The organism is Clostridium sp. CM038 (assembly GCF_055081105.1).
Window position 1 is genome coordinate 2,289,982 of the sequence record NZ_CM143651.1, and the last position, 18,607, is coordinate 2,308,588.

Here is an 18,607-nt window from a genome sequence, read left to right on the forward strand (position 1 = left end):
ACGTTTCATGTTAAAGAAGCCTAGAGCGACTGCACTATCCATATGTAATGATGTTAGTTTTTTATTTTTATTCGTCCAAACCTTTTACTTAGAATTTTTTACACATCTGAGTATTTGCACGTGATAGACTCACTTTCAATGAAGTTGTAATCCATAAAATAAATTATTTTAATTTATTAACTGTTTTAGGCTTTTTTAAGTTATGAAATTGCAACAATTTAAAATAAAACTACATACGTAATCTACTTTTTATATTTTTTAATAATAAGTTTGATATCTTTATCGGATTTAGCTATACCTCTTCTAAAAACAAAACCTAGTTCCTCGCAAATATCTCTAGTGAATTTTGTAAGATTTCTCTGCAATAAATATTCATCCCTCACTTGGTATCCTAACAATGCTTCTAACACCTCATTTTTATTTCTAAATAACTTTTTATTATAACTTTTAATTAAATTCTCAATATAACTATCAGGATATTCTATTCTTTTTCTAATTAATTCCATTGCCTCGTCTGAATGATAATTATAAAGGTTCTCTATCTGGAACACTTCAGCATTATTCTTTGCTTTCTTGATAAAAATTTGTTCATCCTCTGAAGTTCCAATATTATCTTTAAGATAAATCCTAATCTTGCTATCACCTAGAAAATCCTCATATGCTTTCACCTCAAAAGAAAACTTTAGCCTATCTCCAAACCCATCTTCGTATGGACTTAGATTAGTGTTAAATTTAAAATTAGGTATCCCTTTCAAGGAAGAATTACAGAATTTACAAGAAGGAACAAGGTTGAAAATTGATATTGAAAAATAAGGGTATGTTGCCTTATTATAAAAATGATCTAAATCGGCTCTCATTTTTCCATTCTCCGTATACAGCGGGCTTACATATTGACGATTACAATAAGGACATGATTTTATTCCCAGTTCCATAAGAAAATGGTATGCACCCCACTCGTTCTCATATTTTGCATTATATATGTCTATATTTCTAATAGTAATCCCTATATCATGAAACTTCTTATCATTTTTTAATATATTATATGCAGTACCTATAATACCTTTAACTCCCTCCCAAAACTCTCCAATACCAATTGATTTACCAGCAGCATTAGCAACTGGTAATTTGTTAATTTTTTCATATAATTCTATTAACAGAAATTTCTTTAAAACATTATTTTCTTTATCGTAATGATTAATTTCATTAATATCTACTAAAATATACTCCTTAATAGAATTCAAATTATCTACAGAATATAGATGTGGTACTTTATCTAGCATTAATTTAGTCTTGTACCCATTAATTTCTCTTAATAATACTATCTTTTCAAGCTCATATTTATAATAATAGTTCATTGTTTCATAAGCAAATTCAGTATATCCTAAACAATTCCTTAGCTCAGAGGCATATGTATTTTCTTTTTTTTCATTTTTATTTTGTATACAGGATTGAATTTCAAGAAATTCATAAATATATTTGAATTTTTCTTCCATATGTATGTTTTTTTGATTTAATCTACCTGGGTTAGCTAAGAAAATATTATTACAATTGATAAGATCTTTGCAGCTCTTTAAATCATCTGCTTCTCTTATTAAATAGTTTATGAACTTAATATGCTGTCTCAATAGCTTTTTCTGTTTTTTAGAAGTGAAATTCTTCAAAAAAAATCTATGGTTAGAATACTTTTTTTCTTTATTCCCATCAACTAGCTTATTCAAGTATTCAAGGTTAAAAAACTTTATATTTCTCTGAAACTTTTTTAACCTTTCATCAATATTTTTATTTATTAAATATTTTTTATGTTTTTCTAAAAGTTCTGGTTTAATTATTACTTTTATCATCAAATTCCCTCTCATGTAAAACATTTTCAATATCTCTTTTAAATCTTCGTAAATCTTCGTTTGTCATTTGCTGAAACCCTATAATTTCATTTTTGTTATCCTTCAATACTTCTTCCTTTAACCCTAATCTATCCAATTTTCTAGTATACATATCTAATAGCTTATTTCTAATAAGTGCTTCACCAATTATAGATATTTCCTTTTTTAACTTTTTCAAATCAATCATACTTCTTGTTACATTTCTTTTGAAACTTTCATCATCATTATTTAGTATGTCAATAATATAGTTAATTTTTTCCCTAGCAAATTTGCCAATAATATCATTTTTCATAAAAAATGAGTTACTAATCAAAATATGTATACTGGCTCCAAAAGTTTCCTTAATGAATCGTTCTTTCGCACACAACAGAGTCCTTCTTCACTTTCTAGAAAAATTATATTTTCTCTAGGCATATCTGAAATTACTAAAGGTGAATTGGATGTAAATATAATCTGTATTTTTTTCTTTAGAAATATTATTGGTAAAGCTTCAAGTAATAAGTATATATACATTCTTTGCCATTCTGGATGAAAGTAAGTCTCACCTTCATCTATAAGTATTAATAAATTTTTAGCAGTACCAATTAATTCTTTAGCGCTGTAAAATCTTGATATGAGGTTAATCATTGCTTTTTCTCCAGAACTCATATCATACCAATCAAGATCTAAAAAATCGAAACTTTGTATAAACAGTTCCTGGGTTTCATTATATGCCTCAAGGATAAGCTGTCTATAACTATTTATATTCTCTTCTTGTATCATCATTTTAAAACCTTCACCATTTTCATCAATAAGCACAATATTCTGCTTAACAAACTTGTTGAGACATTTTATAAAACCTCCTAATTTTGATCCCAAATCACCATTACTGCCTTCGTAAGCTTGAAACAATTTTAATATAGTAGCAACTGTTCCTAATCTACCTTCTAAAAGTTCTCTAATATATGGCTTATCCCAATTATCCCTAAAGCTCTCATCCTCGTGATTTGTTCTATAAAATACAAAAAAGTAACTTAAACACACTCTAATTTTCAGTTGTTCATAAGAATTTGCATTATTTAACTCCGCTAATGCACATCTTCTAAATTCTTGTAGTTCCTTATTTGCAGGGATATATTCTAGCATATCAATTTTTATTTTTTCTTTTACATTTTTGTGTTTAAAATAAGCTTGTCTTACATTTGGTATACTTTCAATAAACTCAACGATTTTGTCCCAAAAGTAAATGTTAATTGTTACCGTATGATCAAACTCTTTTTTGATTTTTTCTGCTATTGAAAATGATTCTTCAGCATTATATGGTAAATTGGTCGCAATATAATATTCCTTAATGTTATTTAGATTATAATTATTTTCTGATTTTATAAATGAAGACTTTGATTGACTATTTTTATACTTGCGAATATCATTCTTCACTTTATTATATAATTCTCCATACTTTTGACTTATATTTTTCTTTTCACTATTATACTCCTTAAATACGCAATTAATCGCTGAATATGTTTCAGGGTTATACATATCAAATCCAGCTTCAGAATTCCAAGCTTCTCTATTCCAAATACCTGTATTAAAATAATTAGAGAATACTTGAAATGCTACCTCTTCAAAATCAAGAGCATTCTCAGGTTTTACTATCTCACTTAAATAAAAAAACGGAGAAAAACTACATCTTAAAAAATCTGGATACTTAAACGGTAATTTGATTTTAATTCTGCTAGCTATTAGGTTAAGTTGTCCTTGAATTTCGATTAATCTATAATTATCATTTTTTTTAAGTAAGTGATTAGTTGATATATCAATAATATTAGAATTTGTATGATAATCGTTTTTAGCATCAAAAATATTTGAATAATATAATATTCTGTAATTATCGTTATTTGATTTTATACTATTATTTATTACTTTATGCATCAAATTTCGGTCTTTTATTGTTATTTGATTAACTATAGTTGAATTTACATAAATATATAATGTATTCCCATCTTTAACTATAGCAAGCATTTGTTCATCTTTTTCATGTTTATAAAAATCTCCTGATATAAAGCAATTAACCCTCTCAATAATATAATCTAAAATTGAACTTTTACCTGAACCATTTTCTCCAATAATTCCAGTTACATTTATAATTTCTCCATATTCTTGTATGAAAATATTAGAATTTAGCTTAAAGAAATCTTCAGGTATTGTATCCAGTTTAATATCAACATTTATATTTCTGTCTTTATCAAATTTACAAATGTATCTTTTACTAAAATTAAATTCTTGATTGTGTATATTATGATATTTTTCAATCCATACATATAGTAGTTCCATGAGCTACATGTCCTTTCTTATATATGACTTTTCAAATGTCAATATCTTTTGTTGTCATTTTTTCATTATGTTCCACATTAACTCTTTTATTTTACTTTTGGATGTCACTCATCAGACAATGATAATTAAAACATATCTATTTTAAATTTACATCTAAAAGTACACATGTATTTAGGTAAATTTGTTATATTTCTGCTGACAATTGATTATCTCTTTCTTTAAACATTTCAAATAAGTCTTCATTATAATATTAAGGAAAAAAAATGTTCACGATGCTTATATATTTAATAACACTCCTACCTTCTAATCATAAGTTCGTACATTCATTTGAATAAAATCGTATTTAAAAATAATATTATTGCTTACATTCCAACTTCCCATTATAGACATTACCCACACTTCACCCCACCAATTAACTATAAAAACTTCTCACCTACATAATTCAATATTGCCCCATTATTATCCTTCTATATTTGTAGAATAATGTAATAATAAGCACCCAAAAGTCCTATATCTTACTATTTTTAAGAAAAAAACTAATCAGACCCAGCAATTATAGAGTGCAACCTAAATTAAAGTAGCCTGAGTATTACTCAAAGCTACCTTAATCATTTTTTATTATGACTATGTTTAAGAATGATGTTGATTATATATCAATTTTTAAATGAACCCCCAAATGATATGCTCCCCTTAATTTAGTCTACACTACTTTTTAGTTTCGTGTCTACTTAAGTGGGTATAGTTCATGACAGGGGGCTGTTCAAAATAGATTCCTTTAGTTTTATTTTTATTATATTATGATTTGTTTTTATATGGGATATATTAAGAATACTACATTTGTAGGAATAATTTTATTGTAATTTTCATCACCACACTTGAAAAATTCGATACATGTATAATTTATATCATAATAAACACATTCAAATTCATCACTACCAATTATAACCTTATCCTTTTTCATAATTCATCTCCATCTTTATTGATATATTATAACATATTATTGAAAACTACCCATTTTCCTTAGATACATATTAGGATAACTGCCTAAGAAACATTCAAGTAAATAACAAGTCAGTATGACTTTCGACCGAAGTGACTTGTAATAAGAAGAGCAGAAACATTGAAACTTCATTTAGAAATTCTTGTTTTGCTAATATTAAATTCTCGTGATCCTGACAGGAAGTCTGGCTAGCGAACCGGCGGGACGCCGAATATGAGTGCTAGAGAATTTAATATTTGCGAAACACTAGAATTTCTTAATGAAATTTCACGTTTCATTCTCTTATTGCAAGTCAAGCAGGGGAAAGTTATACAGATACACTATTTCCTTGATAATTCCCCTATTTTCATAGCACTTTCCAATCTTTTAGCAGATGCTATAAACCCTGCTTTGTAACAAAATATAGCATCATCTATTTTAAGAATAGAATTTATTTTATTTCTTCACTTGATTTTCCTCTAATTGATTCTAATAAATCATTTCTTGCTTCAAAAGTATCACCAGTTTTCTTTACAGTTTGAATCATATACTCTGCATTATTATCATTTGGAGAAATAACGAACAATATTTCATTTAGTAATCTCCCTTACTTTCAATAAATCTTAGATCGTCAGTTTTATAATAACCCAAATCTTTTAAACATATATTCCCTTTTTCCACTTCCTTTTGTAATTCAGTGATGTAAGAATCATCATTTTTATGGCCTGACATAACCTCACAAAGAATAAATTTTCCAGTTAATAAATCATACTGAAGCTGTATTTTAGCACCTGATTCACTTTCCTCACCTTTGTTAAATCTGTTGTCTAACGCTTGTGGGGTTAACAATACATCATCTTTAGTGGATAATTTATTACATAATTTTGTTAGAGCCACTGAACATAAATCTTCATAAATCACACATAAATTCAAAAGTTTTTTTCCTGTAAGCCTGCTCTTTCGCTTAACAAATTGATGCTTTAAGGCCATTTTCTGAATTATTTCAGAATCAAATAATTTTTGTAAATTTCTTGTAAGTTTTCTTATATTTTTATTCATTATTAAACCTCTTTCTACTTAAAGATAGTGTTAACACTATCTTGGTTCTATTTATTTGAAACCCTGCTATTTCAAGGGTTATAGCTGTTTTTAACACAAAAATAAATGACACCTATATCTACGATAACTCCGGTGACCACGTGCAACTTTGGTGCAAAATTTGTGATTTGCATTTCAACAAAAACAAGGTCGATTTGAAGAGTGAAAAACTCATTTGTCCATTTTATGGACATACCCTAAGTAAAAAGAAGGACCGTAAAAATTTCTATATCCATAAATATGTTAACAAAAATGTAGCTTTTACTTGAGTTCCCTTGCAAATCTTTCTCTTGAAGATATTAAAGAATATAAGAAAGATAAACACAAATTCAAACTGCATTATATTTACAGGGAGTTTACCACAAATTATTTTGACGTGGATTTATCTTCTATGCCAAAGGGTGCTACTCACTTAAATTTTAGAAATTTTTCGCCTTATGTAATGGGCCTTTGCCTAACATATAACGTTAATTTAGGACTATCTACACGCCATACAGCGCGAGATCTTTGGGAAATCCATGGGGTTAAAATGTCTCATGTAATGGTTAGTAAATATGCCGTTACAGCTGGCGCTTTAGTTAAAACCTTTGTGGATAGTTATGACTATAAACCACTAACTATCTCGCTGCTGCTGAAACAAAACTAAGGTTAAAGGAGTACATCAATATGTCTGGCTTGTTATGGATACCATCAAGGAATCAATTCTAGGATACCAAGCGTCTTTTAGCCGTGATACTGGGCCTTGCATTTTAACTATGCGTATGGCTTTTAATAAATTTAAAGTTTTCGCCGGCAACGCTCTTAAATTCGTTGCTGATGGTTATACCGCATATAAGCTTGCGGAGCAACAGTTTAAGCTTAATAACATGGACTTTTACGTAACACAAGTAATCTGACTTACTAAGTCTGATCCTATTTCAACTGAATATCGGTTGCTTAAACAAATTATAGAACGTCTCAACAGTAGCAAACAAACAATATTTGTAACGACCTCGGAGGACGTAACAATAACTGGAAGTTGTTGTTTGCTATATTGATAATAACATTAGCAAATATATTGATGGGGAATATGGTGTTGACGTTATAGGACAATTTTATGGTGAATTCTTAAAATACACTGGTGGCGATGGGAAAGGACTAGGAATCGTATTAACTCCTAGTCATATTACAGAACTATTTATGGAATTAGCTGACGTAGATGAAAACAGTATTGTACTTGATACTTGTACTGGAACAGCTGGATTTTTGATTGCAGCATTGAAAAAGGTTTTTGCTATATTAGTGTCAGATAGTAAAAAAATTGATATAGTTAAAAGGAAAAATTTTATTGGAATAGAACATAAAGAAAATATGTGCTACTACTTATAATAATGGAATGTTAACCTCGGCGGAATGTTTGCCTAGGTATAGTGAAAAATGCATAACCGTAGCTAATGCAGGCGATGGTGGTGGTGGTGTTGGTTTTGCATTCTACCAGCCTTTTGAATTTGATGCTATATCTATAGTTAATATATTATATCCTATTGATTTTGATTTGAATTTTTACGTAGGCAATTTCTTAGCAACTTTAATTCATTTAGAACGATTCAGATTTTCTTTCGGTAGAGGTTGGAGCAAAACAAGAATGGGAAATTCTAAAATTAAACTTCCTGTAGACTCTAATGAAAACCCAGATTGGGCTTTTATAGAGAGATATATGAAGAGCTTAAATTACTTAGCATAGACAATATTGCTTGTAAAAATCAAAGACACTGTTATAGTGTCTTTTTTAATAAGCCCATTTTAATTAAAATAGCTTTGTATCCATGTTACAAATTATAAGTAAATTACAAAGTCATCCTCAGTGAATCCTATTTCTTTTATTAGTATTGAGAGGTTATTTTTTTTTGCATCAGAGCTTAAGTTAGTATTCACAAAAAATGTAGTATCGGCTAATTGTCGAGATTTAATGAACAAATCCTCATCGGTGGAGAACATCTTTTTAGATGTAATTAATTCGCTATTCATTATATCTAAAAAAACTTCAGGGTCAAAAGAATAAAACAACCCTATTATTTCAACGTATAATTGAGTTATGTCTTTTATTTCATGTTTTTCATCCATGAATGTAAAATACTTAGGTTTCTTATAACTCCAATCATCTTCAAAATCTAATATCACATTATAAGCATTTTTTGTATCTTTAATTGTTGGCATCTTCCATATATTAATAGCTATAGTAAAAAGCATTTTAGCTCTTTTAATAATTTCATTTTCATTCCATGTATCTAAGTTTCTTAAATCTTTATTTAACCAACATGCACTGTCTTTAAATCCACCTTTTATATCCCTTTTTTCAGTAAAAAATTTATTGCTCATTTCAGAATTATATCTTGTAAGTGATAGATTACCTATTGTATGGAGATATTTACTATGAATTTCTTTCCAATCATCGCCTAATGCATTAACCCACTTATCAGAAAGATTAGTTGATTGTGGCATAATATGTTCTATTGTAAATTCCTCAATATTTAATATTTCTTTTGACTCGGAATTCTCTAGCTTATCTAAAATGAATCTTCTATTTGAAGGCTTTAAATTATAAACATCTTTCAATATAAAGTTATTTTCAAATTCGTCATTTCTCGGAAATCTTTGATTTCCCTCTCTACTCATTAATATTTTTTCAACCGATTTTATATAATTCATCTTATCAATATTTTTGATAAGATTTAAAAATATTTTACTTAATGAATTTGTTGGAGCCCCACACATAATTCTTCTAACAATGCAACTTTCTAATAAATTCAATACATATATAAGCTGTTCTTCATTAATTATTTTCATTTCATAATCGTAGTATATCTTTAATAACAAAGGATTTATTACTTTTAAATCTAATTCATCAAAGTCAATTAAGTATTGATTTATTTTAGATTTTTTTTCTTGTTTTCTAATTACTTTTTCATAAATATTAGAATAAGTATATAACTCCTTAATTAACTTTTCAATATCAAGTTCACACCTGGAAAAATTACTCATAAAATATTTTTTAAATTCTCCATATACTTCTAATTTGTTTGGAATTTTTTCATGTTTTATTGTTAAATAATCTCTAATAAATTCAGATAATTCTTCTTTATCCTCCCTTAACTTATTTTCAATTTGAAACCAAAAATCATTGTAAATTCTACTTTGAAATTCAATTTCTAAATCCATTAATAAATAATTTCTTATTAAATCTGCTTGTGTTAATTTTACACCCGTAGAGTTAAGACTCTCAAATATAAGTTGGGGGTCATCTTGAGTCCTTACAAGCGAAACATCTACAATCATTAATTTTGCTATACCATCATATAACTTATCTATATCAATGGAATCTTTTTTTATGGTTTCATAAAAATATTTGTAATTTGTATAAATATTGTGTGTTACATCTTCAACAACATCATTTTTAATCAATTTAAAATATATATCTTTATCATGTTTTGTGAGTTCTAATTTAATGTAATTATTCTCATATTTATTTTTATATGTGTTGTTTGTTAAATATTCATTAAATAATTCTTCTGCCGTAGTTTCAAATTTATCAGGGTTTTCTTTTAGATATTTACACATAGCTAATAACAGCAATGATATGGTAGCTATTCTTTGCTGACCATCAATAATGCTCAGTTGATTTATTTTAGTTGCTTGATAATATTCATCGGTTATATACACAATCGAACCTACGAAGTGCGTCTTGTTCTTAAATGCACTCACTCTTTTAATATCTTCTAACAATTGCCTGCAATTGAATCTTGTCCACTTGTAAGTTCTTTGATAAACGGGTATTTTAAATTGTTGCTTTGGCTGCTGCATGAATAACAGCATACTTGTTTGTATAGCTATCATAGTTAACACCTCTTATGTTTTAAATTACCATTTTATTAAATTTTATCATATCTTGTAATACAATATACTTGTATTGCTGAAAGTATGAGTATATTTTTAATCTGTTTTATAAAATAAAAAAACACCTCCATCGGTACTACCTTAACTATCTTTTACTTATATATATACATTACTCTACTCATATATTAATACTTAAAATCTAATCTCTCTATTATTTATACTTTAAATACTTAAAATACCGTATGGAATAATACTATATATAACTATATAAATCATTTTCACCTTACTATGATAAGTTTTTTGAAGTAACTTCAATACTTCTAGGTTATCTCCTTCAATATAAATATTCTCTGTGGCATCCCAATTCTTACTTTTTTCTTTGCATGGTCGTAATGTACCTGTTGAAGATGTCTGTGCAAGTCTTATTGATTTAGACTTACCCTTCCAATTAAAACTATATCGTTCTTCTTTATCCTCTGTGTATTCACCTAAGACTTCTTTTAATTTTTCAAAATCTATTTTATCCTCACAAAATACTTCTGGAAACAATCCTTTCATTTTAATAATATTTTCAGCAACAATGTTCATACTTTTGTCGCCTAACTTCTCCATGATTTTACCCCCATATTAATTGTTAAGGTTTTGAATTAAATCTTTCACATGTTTAATATTGCTACTGAGTTTTAGCATTTTAACATCCAACTTCTCAATTTCGTCTGCTATAGCCTTAACTAATTCTTTATATGCATATATAGTGAAATATGCAGAAACAACCGATACCTTAGAACCTGTTTTTACATGTTCCTTAATCTCATCTCCAATTTTTCCAACTCCCTTATTGTCTAATATCTTTGATTGCTGCATTTTTTCACCTCTATTTACAATATATATTTTTACTTGTAGTGTTTTATGCTGGCAATTCAGATAAATAATATATATCTAAAGTAGTTGTTTAAGACCTTTTTCTGATTTTTAAAAAAGCTGTTCAATTTCCTGCCATTTTTTATGTGAGCATTTTTAACCATAACAAATGGCACCCAACCATACTGTTGAATGCCATTTGTTATACCTAAATATTTATTTGATTTTACATGGTCACTTCATATCCCTCACTATTTTTATTTCCTATATTCCAACTTATCATTATAAGAATAATGGGAAGCTGGAATTGTTTTTATTCTAGCTCAAGCTACTAATTTAGCATATACCTTTTGATATCATTAATCTCCCATGGTTCATCATTTTGGTTATAAAATTGGGTTTTTATTTCAGCAAGATTCTGGTTACAGAAACTTTTAGACTCTTCATTATCACTGTTTTCATCTTTAGCCTTTTCAAGTTTTTCCATTACTATAGTGGCACCATTCTGACATATATTTTTCAATGCTTTATAAACACTATTATATAATCCACAAAAACGATTATCTTTAAAACCTTTACTAATAGAAAGTTCACACAATTTAATAATACGATCCAAATTTCTTACTTCTTTTATTTCTCTTATGGCTTCAGTAAGTGGTGCTATATTATTATCATCTGTCAAATCTGGGATCGAATTCTTTATCTTTGCAATATCATAATATTTTTCTAATCCATATTCACTTTCCATTAGTATTAATGATTTAAGATACGATACTCCATCTTCTAATAATTGATTTGCTTTTATTAACCGCTCAATAAGTCTTGCATCTTTTTTTTGGAATCAACTTATCAACAATCAAATTCAATAGCACCGTATTTGCTTTAGGCATAATATTTTTTAATATATATCCCTCTCCAGCTAGCAAACAATGTAACGACCTCGGGGGACGTAACAATAACTATGTCAGGGTCTCCGAGGTGCTTGAAGAAATTGGTATGTAATGAAAATTGCTTGTTGCTATTTTAATTTTTAAAATCTTTTTCAGCTTTATTTTTTATAATTTTTTGAAGCTTATCTGCACGTTCATTATAATTATTGTGAATCGCGCATCTAACATAATAAGGGAATAGTTTTTTCGCGCTTTTTTGATAGCCAATTCCATCCTCAGGATATTTATGATTGGTAATTTCAATTCCATTCTTACCATTTTGTATATATAGAACTACGGGAAGTGATACTCCACTTTCAATGCCTAGCTTACCTTCCTCTTTAAAATAACCTTCTTTTGATAAGTAAACATATATTTTATCTTTATCTGTTCCTAAAATTGTAAATGCACTATACATTTTCCCTTCCCTTGCTTCATTAATATCATTTGTTTTTGTATCAAGATATTGTAAAATTGTTTTTTCGTCTGTTTTAGTAATTTCTAAAGAATTACCCCGCTCATCATAGACTAAAAATGCAATGATAATAATTATTATTATTGAAATAATTAAATAGTTTTTTTTAGTATATATATTCTTATTATTTATTTCATTATTATACATTTCATTTTCCTCCCAATCATTTAAGTTTGAGTATACAATATTAAAAACAAACTATAAGTAATATTGCACCATAATTATGGTAGCATAGGAGTTTATTAGAAGCGAGCATAATTAGTGATTTTAGGTATCGAACGGGAACTTGATATAAATGCTGTTACATTAGAAATTGCAACCGGTTTAGCTATGAGTTATGGCATAATATTTATATATATGTATAATAAATGTTAATATATAAAAGTAGAATAGAGACTACAAAATACAAGATGCAGGTAGTATATATCCGATGGTCAAATTACAATTAATTTCATTTTTGAGAGTGTATATTTATTGTATAATCATAGAATATCGTCATAAAGTATAAAAGGAGGAAGTATGAGTTTAGCTTTTCTAAATATTGTTATATATATAGCAAACAAAAGTTGTTCACTTCATTTCCATCATTTGTAACGACCTCGGAGGACGTAACAATAACTAGAAGTTGTTGTTTGCTAATTCAACGCTTGAACAGCCAAAGAATATTGCAACATTACTTATTCCATCAAATATTTCTCTCCTATAACCCATAAAATCTACTACTAAATAACTCTGTTCACTTTCCTTTACCATTAGTTGCATATAGGCTGCCTGTACATTTTTTTGCTTCTTCAAATATTCAATTAGATTATTACACCTTCAAAATGATCCATTTCATGTTGAATTATTTGTGCTGTAAACCCATTAAACACTTGCTTTTGCTTATTAAAATTTCTATCAAGATACTCCACCTCTATCATTTCATATCTCTTCATTTTTCTAAAGCCAATTAAAGATAAACAACTCTCTTCTGTTTCATAAAGCTTTTCTTTTTTTAATATAACTGGATTTATCATAGGCACAATAAGGTTGTCTACAGTAAATACCAATATACGCTTTTTTGCTCCAATCATATTACCAGCCAATCCAACACAATGCTCTAAGTTTGCACTTAATGTATCTATTAAATCATCAATTACTACTATATCATTTTTAGTTGCCTCTTCTGATTTTTGTCCTAAAAACAATATATCTTTTACAATTGGTTTTATCATAATTTATACCTCTTTTTCAGTTATATTTTTTATAAAAAATAAGACATGATTTTAAAATATATCGTATAACCTAAGCATATTAAATAAATTTGCTTGACTATATCCTTTCCCATAATTAGCTATAAGTTCTTCACTTAATACACATCCTTAACTCAAAAAAATTATAACATAAACCAATGACACTTTTAATATCATTGGCTTATTTATTAAGAATATAAGCATGAATGGTAATAGATCCAATCTTAGAGATATACCTTACTATCTTCTACTCTGTACCCGACAAATCGTATAGTTGTTCAGCGCAATTTTGGTTAGATCCTTGTGTTGACTCTGTTGAAGAAGGTGTGGTATTTTAAATATCCCTATGTTCCAAAGTTTTGATTTTCACTCCTCTAGGTAGAGCCCTCATAACCACCTTTTCCCATGGGGTTCCTATTACTTGGTCCATGACAGCTATTGCTCCACGGTCATCCTTAGTTCTAATTAATCTGCCACAACCTTGTTTTAACTTCAATCCCATTTCAGGGTAATCAACGGTTATAAGTGGATTCATCCCCTCTTCTTCTGCTTCTTTGCGCCTCATTTCAATCAAAGGGTCTAGGGAAGGAAAGGGAAGCTGCCAAACTACAACGAGAGATAAAGAATCCCCGGGCACATCAATTCCCTCCCAAAAGGTAGAACCTACTAATACAGATGTAACTTCCGCACGAAACTTTTGGACAAGATATCCTCGCTCACCTTTATCCTCCCATAAAACTTCAAAAGGTAGCTCATAGCCACTAATTTCTTTTCTTATTTTCCTGACTTCCTTCAAAGAGTTAACAAGTATCAACGCTCTTCCTCCATTCTCTTTCAGCAAACATAGTAATTGTTTGATTTTGCGTGAAAACTTGGCACTGGAAGTAGCCTCAAAGGATGGCTGATGTAAATAAACCACCACCTGTTCCTCAATATCAAAGGGACTCCCAACCGTTGATATTGCTGGATCTTTTAAGCCAAGAGTCCTCATAAGGTAACCAAAATCCCCCTTATCACTTAAAGTTCCTGAAGTAAACACCACAGGCAATTTTTTCAAAAATAAATGTTTATCTAGCATATTGCTCAAATTCCGCGGAACTACCCAAAAGCTGCCGTCTGCCCTATCTACCCAAGTAATAACCTCTCTACCTTTATTCCTACCAAACCTAGCTAAGGCTGTAATTGATAGTTCTATTTGAATTTCAAAGGTATGTAACGTGCTTTCCGGTAGCGCGTCTATGTATAGCTCTTCCTCAATTTGTATATCTAAAAGCAACCGATCTAGTGCCTTATGAAAAGTATCAGCTGCTTTCAGAAGTATATCATCGGTGCGAACCCCCAGACGCTCTGATTGCTCATCATCTATTACGTTTTGATTAAGTTTTTCGAAAAAGTTAGAAGTGGCCTGGTCCAAGGCAATTGCACTTACAACCAGTGAAGTTCTTGCTCCCTGGATTTCCTCTATCGAAATGATAATATTATCAATATCCTCTTTATGAATTTGTCTTCCAGCACCCATGGCTGCCGGCAGTATGACTTTATGCCCTTCATCAAAAATCACCAGCGAGTAATCTGGAAGCATAGGCATTTTACCGTCTGCAATTCTTTCATCCCTTGTCCACAGGTCCTGAAAAAAGATATTATGATCAGCGATAATTAAATCCTTGGAAGATCTGTAATGTTCCCTTACCTTAACAAGCTTACAAAAGCCTCTTCTGGGACAGGCATCACAGGGCATAGTCTCATCCCATCCAATCTGTCTCCATACACTATCGGATATATGCGGCATTTCTGAGCGTTCACCTTTTGTAGTCCTGGCTAACCATTGATTAATCTCATCAGAGGCTGTCGCATCGCCAAACATTCCCCCTATTCCACTAACTCTCTCATCACAAACATACTGACGAGGATCCTTTGCCATTGGCGCATCTATTTCTAATCCCAGTATTCGGGAAAGTGTTTGAATATCTCCCTTTGGCCCTGCCAGCTGTTCCTGAAGTGCTGTTGAGGCACATGCAATTACTACAGGTTTTCCGCTAAAACCAGCGTAGGCAATTGCAGTGAGTAAGTAGGCGAATGTCTTTCCGGTACCGACCTCAGCCTCAGCCAGATGAACTTTTTTATTACAAACTGCATCAGCAAGCTGAAAAGCAGTATATATTTGCTCATCACGTATCTCATATCCGTGTTTCGGAAGAATATCGTAAAAAACATCGCCAATCCAATCCATCAACTTACTTGGAAACTCTTTTTTTGTTTTATAATCAAAGGTGGCCCCTATTTTCTTATACAAAATTTTATCCTCCTGTTAACCTATGGAATACCATAGAAAATATTATGCGAAAATTTACTGTCAGTTATGTACATGCACATAGTTTTTCTTTATATACTAAACATAAACACCCTTACATTCTAAACTTTTTCAATAAGTATTATAACATTAACAATGGAGAAAAAATTACCTCTTTTAATAATTCTAATTTATATTACATAAAATCTAGTCACTTTCCTGGGATTGCATAAACAAGAAATAGAGTATTTACTACTAATACTATGCGATAATAGAAACGTGTATTGAATACAATAATCATGGAAAATTGCATAACAAAAAAAATAACAACTTTCGCTATTTTTATTGTACTTATGATAGTAGGCGGATATATACTTACTTTCACCTCAAAGTCGATCCCAATACCAGATACTGATACTCCCACGCCTAAAGGCATGGGGTTCTTAGATAGATCACCTTCTCCTATACTCTCATTTATAAAGAATCTATAAATTACAACATATAAGAACTAAACAACTTCTCTAAAACTTTCACTACCAATTATCCCAATGGATAAATTAACGATAGTTTAAAGGCTCATATCAAAACCTATTAAATTTTTTATTAATTTTTTTTAAATTCCCATACTTGATATTTTTTTATTATTACTGCTTAATAATCTATTAATTTCTTTATCATGCAAATGTTTAAAATTATCATAAGTTCCAAAACATAAATCTCTATCTATTTCTTCTAAATTTTCTTTTACATTCATTATTAAAAAACTACTATATAAGTCTCTTTGAATTTTAATTTCTTTATTGTCGACATTGAATGTGTTCCAACGTTCACTTAATTCTTTTTTATTATACTTCTCATCAAAATGGTTGTATTGTGATGCTTTTATTTTATAAGTATTAACTTTATATAATTCAGTATTATTCCACTTTAATTTATTGTCTAATATAATTAAAAGCATACTTGGGGCTTTATTTGCTAAAGACTTTCCAAATCTTTTTTTCTTATTAAATTTTCCTGTTTTCTCGTTAACGATAGTATTTTGAGAACGTTTTTGCAATCCTTTATAGTTCATTGTTTCTACTAATATCCTATCTCCTAAACTCACTATTTTATTAGCAAAAATATTATGACTTTGCTTTCTTATATCAGCTTGTTTCCTTTGAATATCTCTTAATTCATTTTGGGTTTTAATATATTTATTTGATTTAACCCATATTAATTTTGCACCATGTTTTATTGTACCATTTTCATTAAAATTATTATGATTGTTGACTCTTCTTTGTCTATCTAGTTTTCTTAATAATCTTCTTTTAATTGTTTCAATATTATTAACCTCGGGTGCTAATTCTAATAATTTAACCTCATGTTTTGAGGCAATCGCTATAGTTTGAGTACCAATATCTATTCCAACATTACCCTTTCCAATACTATTTTTAACTTCCCCAGTTTCTTTATTATATTTCAAAGGTGGAACTCCCTCTAATATTAATTGAATATAATATTTGTACTTTCCACGAATAAATTTTCTAACTATTCTACAATATTTAACTTCGTTTAATAGCGAAATTTCTGCATATTCATCGTTGTTTTTAACAATAGGATTGATTTTAAGCCCATTCCAAATTAATTGATTATCTTTAAATCTAATCCCCGTTCCATTGGACTTCCCTTCAACACTGTTCATTTCTCCATATTTCTTAAAACAAACCTTATTTGCCGTATGGAACATTAATCCTTGAAATGCACTAAAACACCTTGAAGCTATTTTTTGAGTGGTGAAGCTATCTACATTACTTTTAAAATGTTTTTGAATAGGTTTTACAAATTTATGAAGTGAATACTCCGTCAAACTATATTTTTTATTTAATTCATTAAATTGTTTATTACGTTCTTTTCCTTTAGCCATTTTAACAACTTTCTTATATTCCTTAGACTGTCTCATATAATTATATCTTTTATATAATTCACCTAAACAGCTATTATATATATTACTACTTATCTCTAATCTCTTATCTAAAATATCTTCTTGATATTTTTCTGTATCTAGTTTTAATGTTAAAATATAATTTGACACAATATTCACCTCCTAATTATATCTTGTTTTTTGATTTTCTACATATTTTTTCACCGTTTCACTACTCACATTTCCCGCAGTTGATATAAAATAACTTCTAGTCCATAAGCTAGGCATCTTCTTTAATTCAATAAATTCGTCTCTCAAAACTCTACTTGTTGCACCCTTTATTTTTTGCATAATATCAGAGGGACTTAATGTTGGCATACAATTCAAAAACATATGAGTATGGTCTTTATCACATTCTATAGCAATGATTTTAATTTCCAACTCGTCACATATAACTTTGACCATATGCTTAAATCTTTCTTCCACACTAGGTATTAAAAATATTTTTCTTCTATATCTTGGGCAAAATATAAAATGATAATTAATTAATGACATGGTTGTTTTAGTTGTTCTATATTTATTTTCCATAATTAAAGTATATCTTAAAGCGTGTATATTATCAATGATAATATACACGCTTAAAATTTAATTTCTTATGCTATCCATCCCACACCTCAAGGAGTGGGCTTTCCGCACAAATTCATTGTAAATTTAATCGCACCATAATTGCATCCATTATTTGACTTTACTGTTATAATATTATTAGAAGGTAAC

The 18,607-nt window shown here is 29.0% G+C and carries 20 protein-coding genes; 3 read left to right on the forward strand and 17 right to left on the reverse strand.

What is annotated here, in order from left to right; translation table 11 throughout:
- Positions 1 to 242 precede the first annotated feature (242 nt).
- The 7 genes from ACWJKS_RS10580 to ACWJKS_RS10610 all read right to left on the reverse strand — a co-directional run bounded on the left by ACWJKS_RS10580 (position 243) and on the right by ACWJKS_RS10610 (position 6,231).
- Positions 243 to 1,841 (reverse strand): hypothetical protein, encoded by a 1,599-nt coding sequence (locus ACWJKS_RS10580; RefSeq protein WP_462959541.1) that lies wholly within the window; start codon positions 1,839 to 1,841, stop codon positions 243 to 245.
- Positions 1,822 to 2,193, reverse strand: coding sequence for a hypothetical protein (locus tag ACWJKS_RS10585; RefSeq protein WP_462959542.1), 372 nt, complete (start codon positions 2,191 to 2,193; stop codon positions 1,822 to 1,824). Before ACWJKS_RS10585 ends, ACWJKS_RS10580 begins: the two co-directional genes overlap by 20 nt.
- On the reverse strand, positions 2,190 to 4,193 hold the full coding sequence (locus ACWJKS_RS10590; RefSeq protein ID WP_462959543.1) for an AAA family ATPase: 2,004 nt from the start codon (positions 4,191 to 4,193) through the stop codon (positions 2,190 to 2,192). Before ACWJKS_RS10590 ends, ACWJKS_RS10585 begins: the two co-directional genes overlap by 4 nt.
- Positions 4,194 to 5,001: 808 nt before the next feature.
- Positions 5,002 to 5,154 carry a hypothetical protein gene (locus ACWJKS_RS10595; RefSeq protein WP_462959544.1) on the reverse strand — a complete coding sequence of 51 codons (153 nt, stop codon included), beginning with the start codon at positions 5,152 to 5,154 and terminating at the stop codon, positions 5,002 to 5,004.
- A 359-nt stretch (positions 5,155 to 5,513) separates the two neighbouring features.
- Positions 5,514 to 5,627 (reverse strand): MYG1 family protein, encoded by a 114-nt coding sequence (locus ACWJKS_RS10600; RefSeq protein ID WP_462961068.1) that lies wholly within the window; start codon positions 5,625 to 5,627, stop codon positions 5,514 to 5,516.
- Positions 5,624 to 5,758, reverse strand: a complete 135-nt coding sequence (locus ACWJKS_RS10605; RefSeq protein WP_462959545.1) for an MYG1 family protein — start codon at positions 5,756 to 5,758, stop codon at positions 5,624 to 5,626. The genes ACWJKS_RS10600 and ACWJKS_RS10605 overlap by 4 nt, the downstream gene beginning before the upstream one ends.
- 8 nt (positions 5,759 to 5,766) lie before the next feature.
- Positions 5,767 to 6,231, reverse strand: a complete 465-nt coding sequence (locus ACWJKS_RS10610; protein ID WP_462959546.1) for a transposase — start codon at positions 6,229 to 6,231, stop codon at positions 5,767 to 5,769.
- 304 nt (positions 6,232 to 6,535) lie between these two features.
- On the opposite strand from ACWJKS_RS10610, the gene ACWJKS_RS10615 reads away from it, so the two are divergent.
- The 3 genes from ACWJKS_RS10615 (at position 6,536) to ACWJKS_RS10625 (ending at position 7,993) form a co-directional block, all read left to right on the forward strand.
- Positions 6,536 to 6,916, forward strand: a complete 381-nt coding sequence (locus ACWJKS_RS10615; RefSeq protein ID WP_462959547.1) for a hypothetical protein — start codon at positions 6,536 to 6,538, stop codon at positions 6,914 to 6,916.
- 437 nt (positions 6,917 to 7,353) lie between these two features.
- Positions 7,354 to 7,638: an N-6 DNA methylase gene (locus ACWJKS_RS10620; RefSeq protein WP_462961069.1), complete on the forward strand. Its 285-nt coding sequence runs from the start codon at positions 7,354 to 7,356 to the stop codon at positions 7,636 to 7,638.
- A gap of 28 nt (positions 7,639 to 7,666) precedes the next feature.
- Positions 7,667 to 7,993, forward strand: coding sequence for a hypothetical protein (locus tag ACWJKS_RS10625; protein WP_462959548.1), 327 nt, complete (start codon positions 7,667 to 7,669; stop codon positions 7,991 to 7,993).
- 92 nt (positions 7,994 to 8,085) lie between these two features.
- Here ACWJKS_RS10625 and ACWJKS_RS10630 read toward each other — a convergent pair whose 3' ends face one another.
- The 10 genes from ACWJKS_RS10630 to tnpA all read right to left on the reverse strand — a co-directional run bounded on the left by ACWJKS_RS10630 (position 8,086) and on the right by tnpA (position 18,421).
- On the reverse strand, positions 8,086 to 10,143 hold the full coding sequence (locus ACWJKS_RS10630) for a DUF262 domain-containing protein (protein ID WP_462959549.1): 2,058 nt from the start codon (positions 10,141 to 10,143) through the stop codon (positions 8,086 to 8,088).
- A 222-nt stretch (positions 10,144 to 10,365) separates the two neighbouring features.
- Entirely contained in the window at positions 10,366 to 10,755 is a 390-nt protein-coding gene (locus ACWJKS_RS10635) for a hypothetical protein (RefSeq protein ID WP_462959550.1), read from the reverse strand.
- Between the two features lie 15 nt (positions 10,756 to 10,770).
- Positions 10,771 to 11,007: a hypothetical protein gene (locus ACWJKS_RS10640; protein WP_462959551.1), complete on the reverse strand. Its 237-nt coding sequence runs from the start codon at positions 11,005 to 11,007 to the stop codon at positions 10,771 to 10,773.
- Between the two features lie 328 nt (positions 11,008 to 11,335).
- Positions 11,336 to 11,752 (reverse strand): hypothetical protein, encoded by a 417-nt coding sequence (locus ACWJKS_RS10645; protein WP_462959552.1) that lies wholly within the window; start codon positions 11,750 to 11,752, stop codon positions 11,336 to 11,338.
- A gap of 275 nt (positions 11,753 to 12,027) precedes the next feature.
- Positions 12,028 to 12,555 carry a hypothetical protein gene (locus ACWJKS_RS10650; RefSeq protein ID WP_462959553.1) on the reverse strand — a complete coding sequence of 176 codons (528 nt, stop codon included), beginning with the start codon at positions 12,553 to 12,555 and terminating at the stop codon, positions 12,028 to 12,030.
- Between the two features lie 471 nt (positions 12,556 to 13,026).
- Positions 13,027 to 13,170, reverse strand: coding sequence for a hypothetical protein (locus ACWJKS_RS10655; RefSeq protein ID WP_462959554.1), 144 nt, complete (start codon positions 13,168 to 13,170; stop codon positions 13,027 to 13,029).
- A 41-nt stretch (positions 13,171 to 13,211) separates the two neighbouring features.
- Positions 13,212 to 13,622 carry a peptide deformylase gene (locus ACWJKS_RS10660; RefSeq protein WP_462953772.1) on the reverse strand — a complete coding sequence of 137 codons (411 nt, stop codon included), beginning with the start codon at positions 13,620 to 13,622 and terminating at the stop codon, positions 13,212 to 13,214.
- Positions 13,623 to 13,974: 352 nt separating this feature from the next.
- On the reverse strand, positions 13,975 to 15,933 hold the full coding sequence (locus tag ACWJKS_RS10665; protein WP_462959555.1) for an ATP-dependent DNA helicase: 1,959 nt from the start codon (positions 15,931 to 15,933) through the stop codon (positions 13,975 to 13,977).
- A gap of 610 nt (positions 15,934 to 16,543) precedes the next feature.
- Positions 16,544 to 18,004, reverse strand: a complete 1,461-nt coding sequence (locus ACWJKS_RS10670) for a nuclease/transposase family protein (protein WP_462959556.1) — start codon at positions 18,002 to 18,004, stop codon at positions 16,544 to 16,546.
- A 12-nt stretch (positions 18,005 to 18,016) separates the two neighbouring features.
- Positions 18,017 to 18,421 carry an IS200/IS605 family transposase gene (gene tnpA / locus ACWJKS_RS10675; protein ID WP_462956055.1) on the reverse strand — a complete coding sequence of 135 codons (405 nt, stop codon included), beginning with the start codon at positions 18,419 to 18,421 and terminating at the stop codon, positions 18,017 to 18,019.
- Between the last annotated feature and the right edge of the window lie 186 nt (positions 18,422 to 18,607).

Coding starts and splice junctions, on each gene's coding strand:
- ACWJKS_RS10610 (WP_462959546.1), bottom strand. CDS start 6,231: ATGAATAAAAATATAAGAAAACTTACAAGAAATTTACAAAAATTATTT.
- tnpA (WP_462956055.1), bottom strand. CDS start 18,421: ATGGAAAATAAATATAGAACAACTAAAACAACCATGTCATTAATTAAT.
- ACWJKS_RS10590 (WP_462959543.1), bottom strand. CDS start 4,193: ATGGAACTACTATATGTATGGATTGAAAAATATCATAATATACACAAT.
- ACWJKS_RS10645 (WP_462959552.1), bottom strand. CDS start 11,752: ATGGAAAGTGAATATGGATTAGAAAAATATTATGATATTGCAAAGATA.
- ACWJKS_RS10660 (WP_462953772.1), bottom strand. CDS start 13,622: ATGATAAAACCAATTGTAAAAGATATATTGTTTTTAGGACAAAAATCA.
- ACWJKS_RS10655 (WP_462959554.1), bottom strand. CDS start 13,170: ATGCAACTAATGGTAAAGGAAAGTGAACAGAGTTATTTAGTAGTAGAT.
- ACWJKS_RS10595 (WP_462959544.1), bottom strand. CDS start 5,154: ATGAAAAAGGATAAGGTTATAATTGGTAGTGATGAATTTGAATGTGTT.
- ACWJKS_RS10650 (WP_462959553.1), bottom strand. CDS start 12,555: ATGTATAATAATGAAATAAATAATAAGAATATATATACTAAAAAAAAC.
- ACWJKS_RS10580 (WP_462959541.1), bottom strand. CDS start 1,841: ATGATAAAAGTAATAATTAAACCAGAACTTTTAGAAAAACATAAAAAA.
- ACWJKS_RS10635 (WP_462959550.1), bottom strand. CDS start 10,755: ATGGAGAAGTTAGGCGACAAAAGTATGAACATTGTTGCTGAAAATATT.
- ACWJKS_RS10640 (WP_462959551.1), bottom strand. CDS start 11,007: ATGCAGCAATCAAAGATATTAGACAATAAGGGAGTTGGAAAAATTGGA.
- ACWJKS_RS10630 (WP_462959549.1), bottom strand. CDS start 10,143: ATGATAGCTATACAAACAAGTATGCTGTTATTCATGCAGCAGCCAAAG.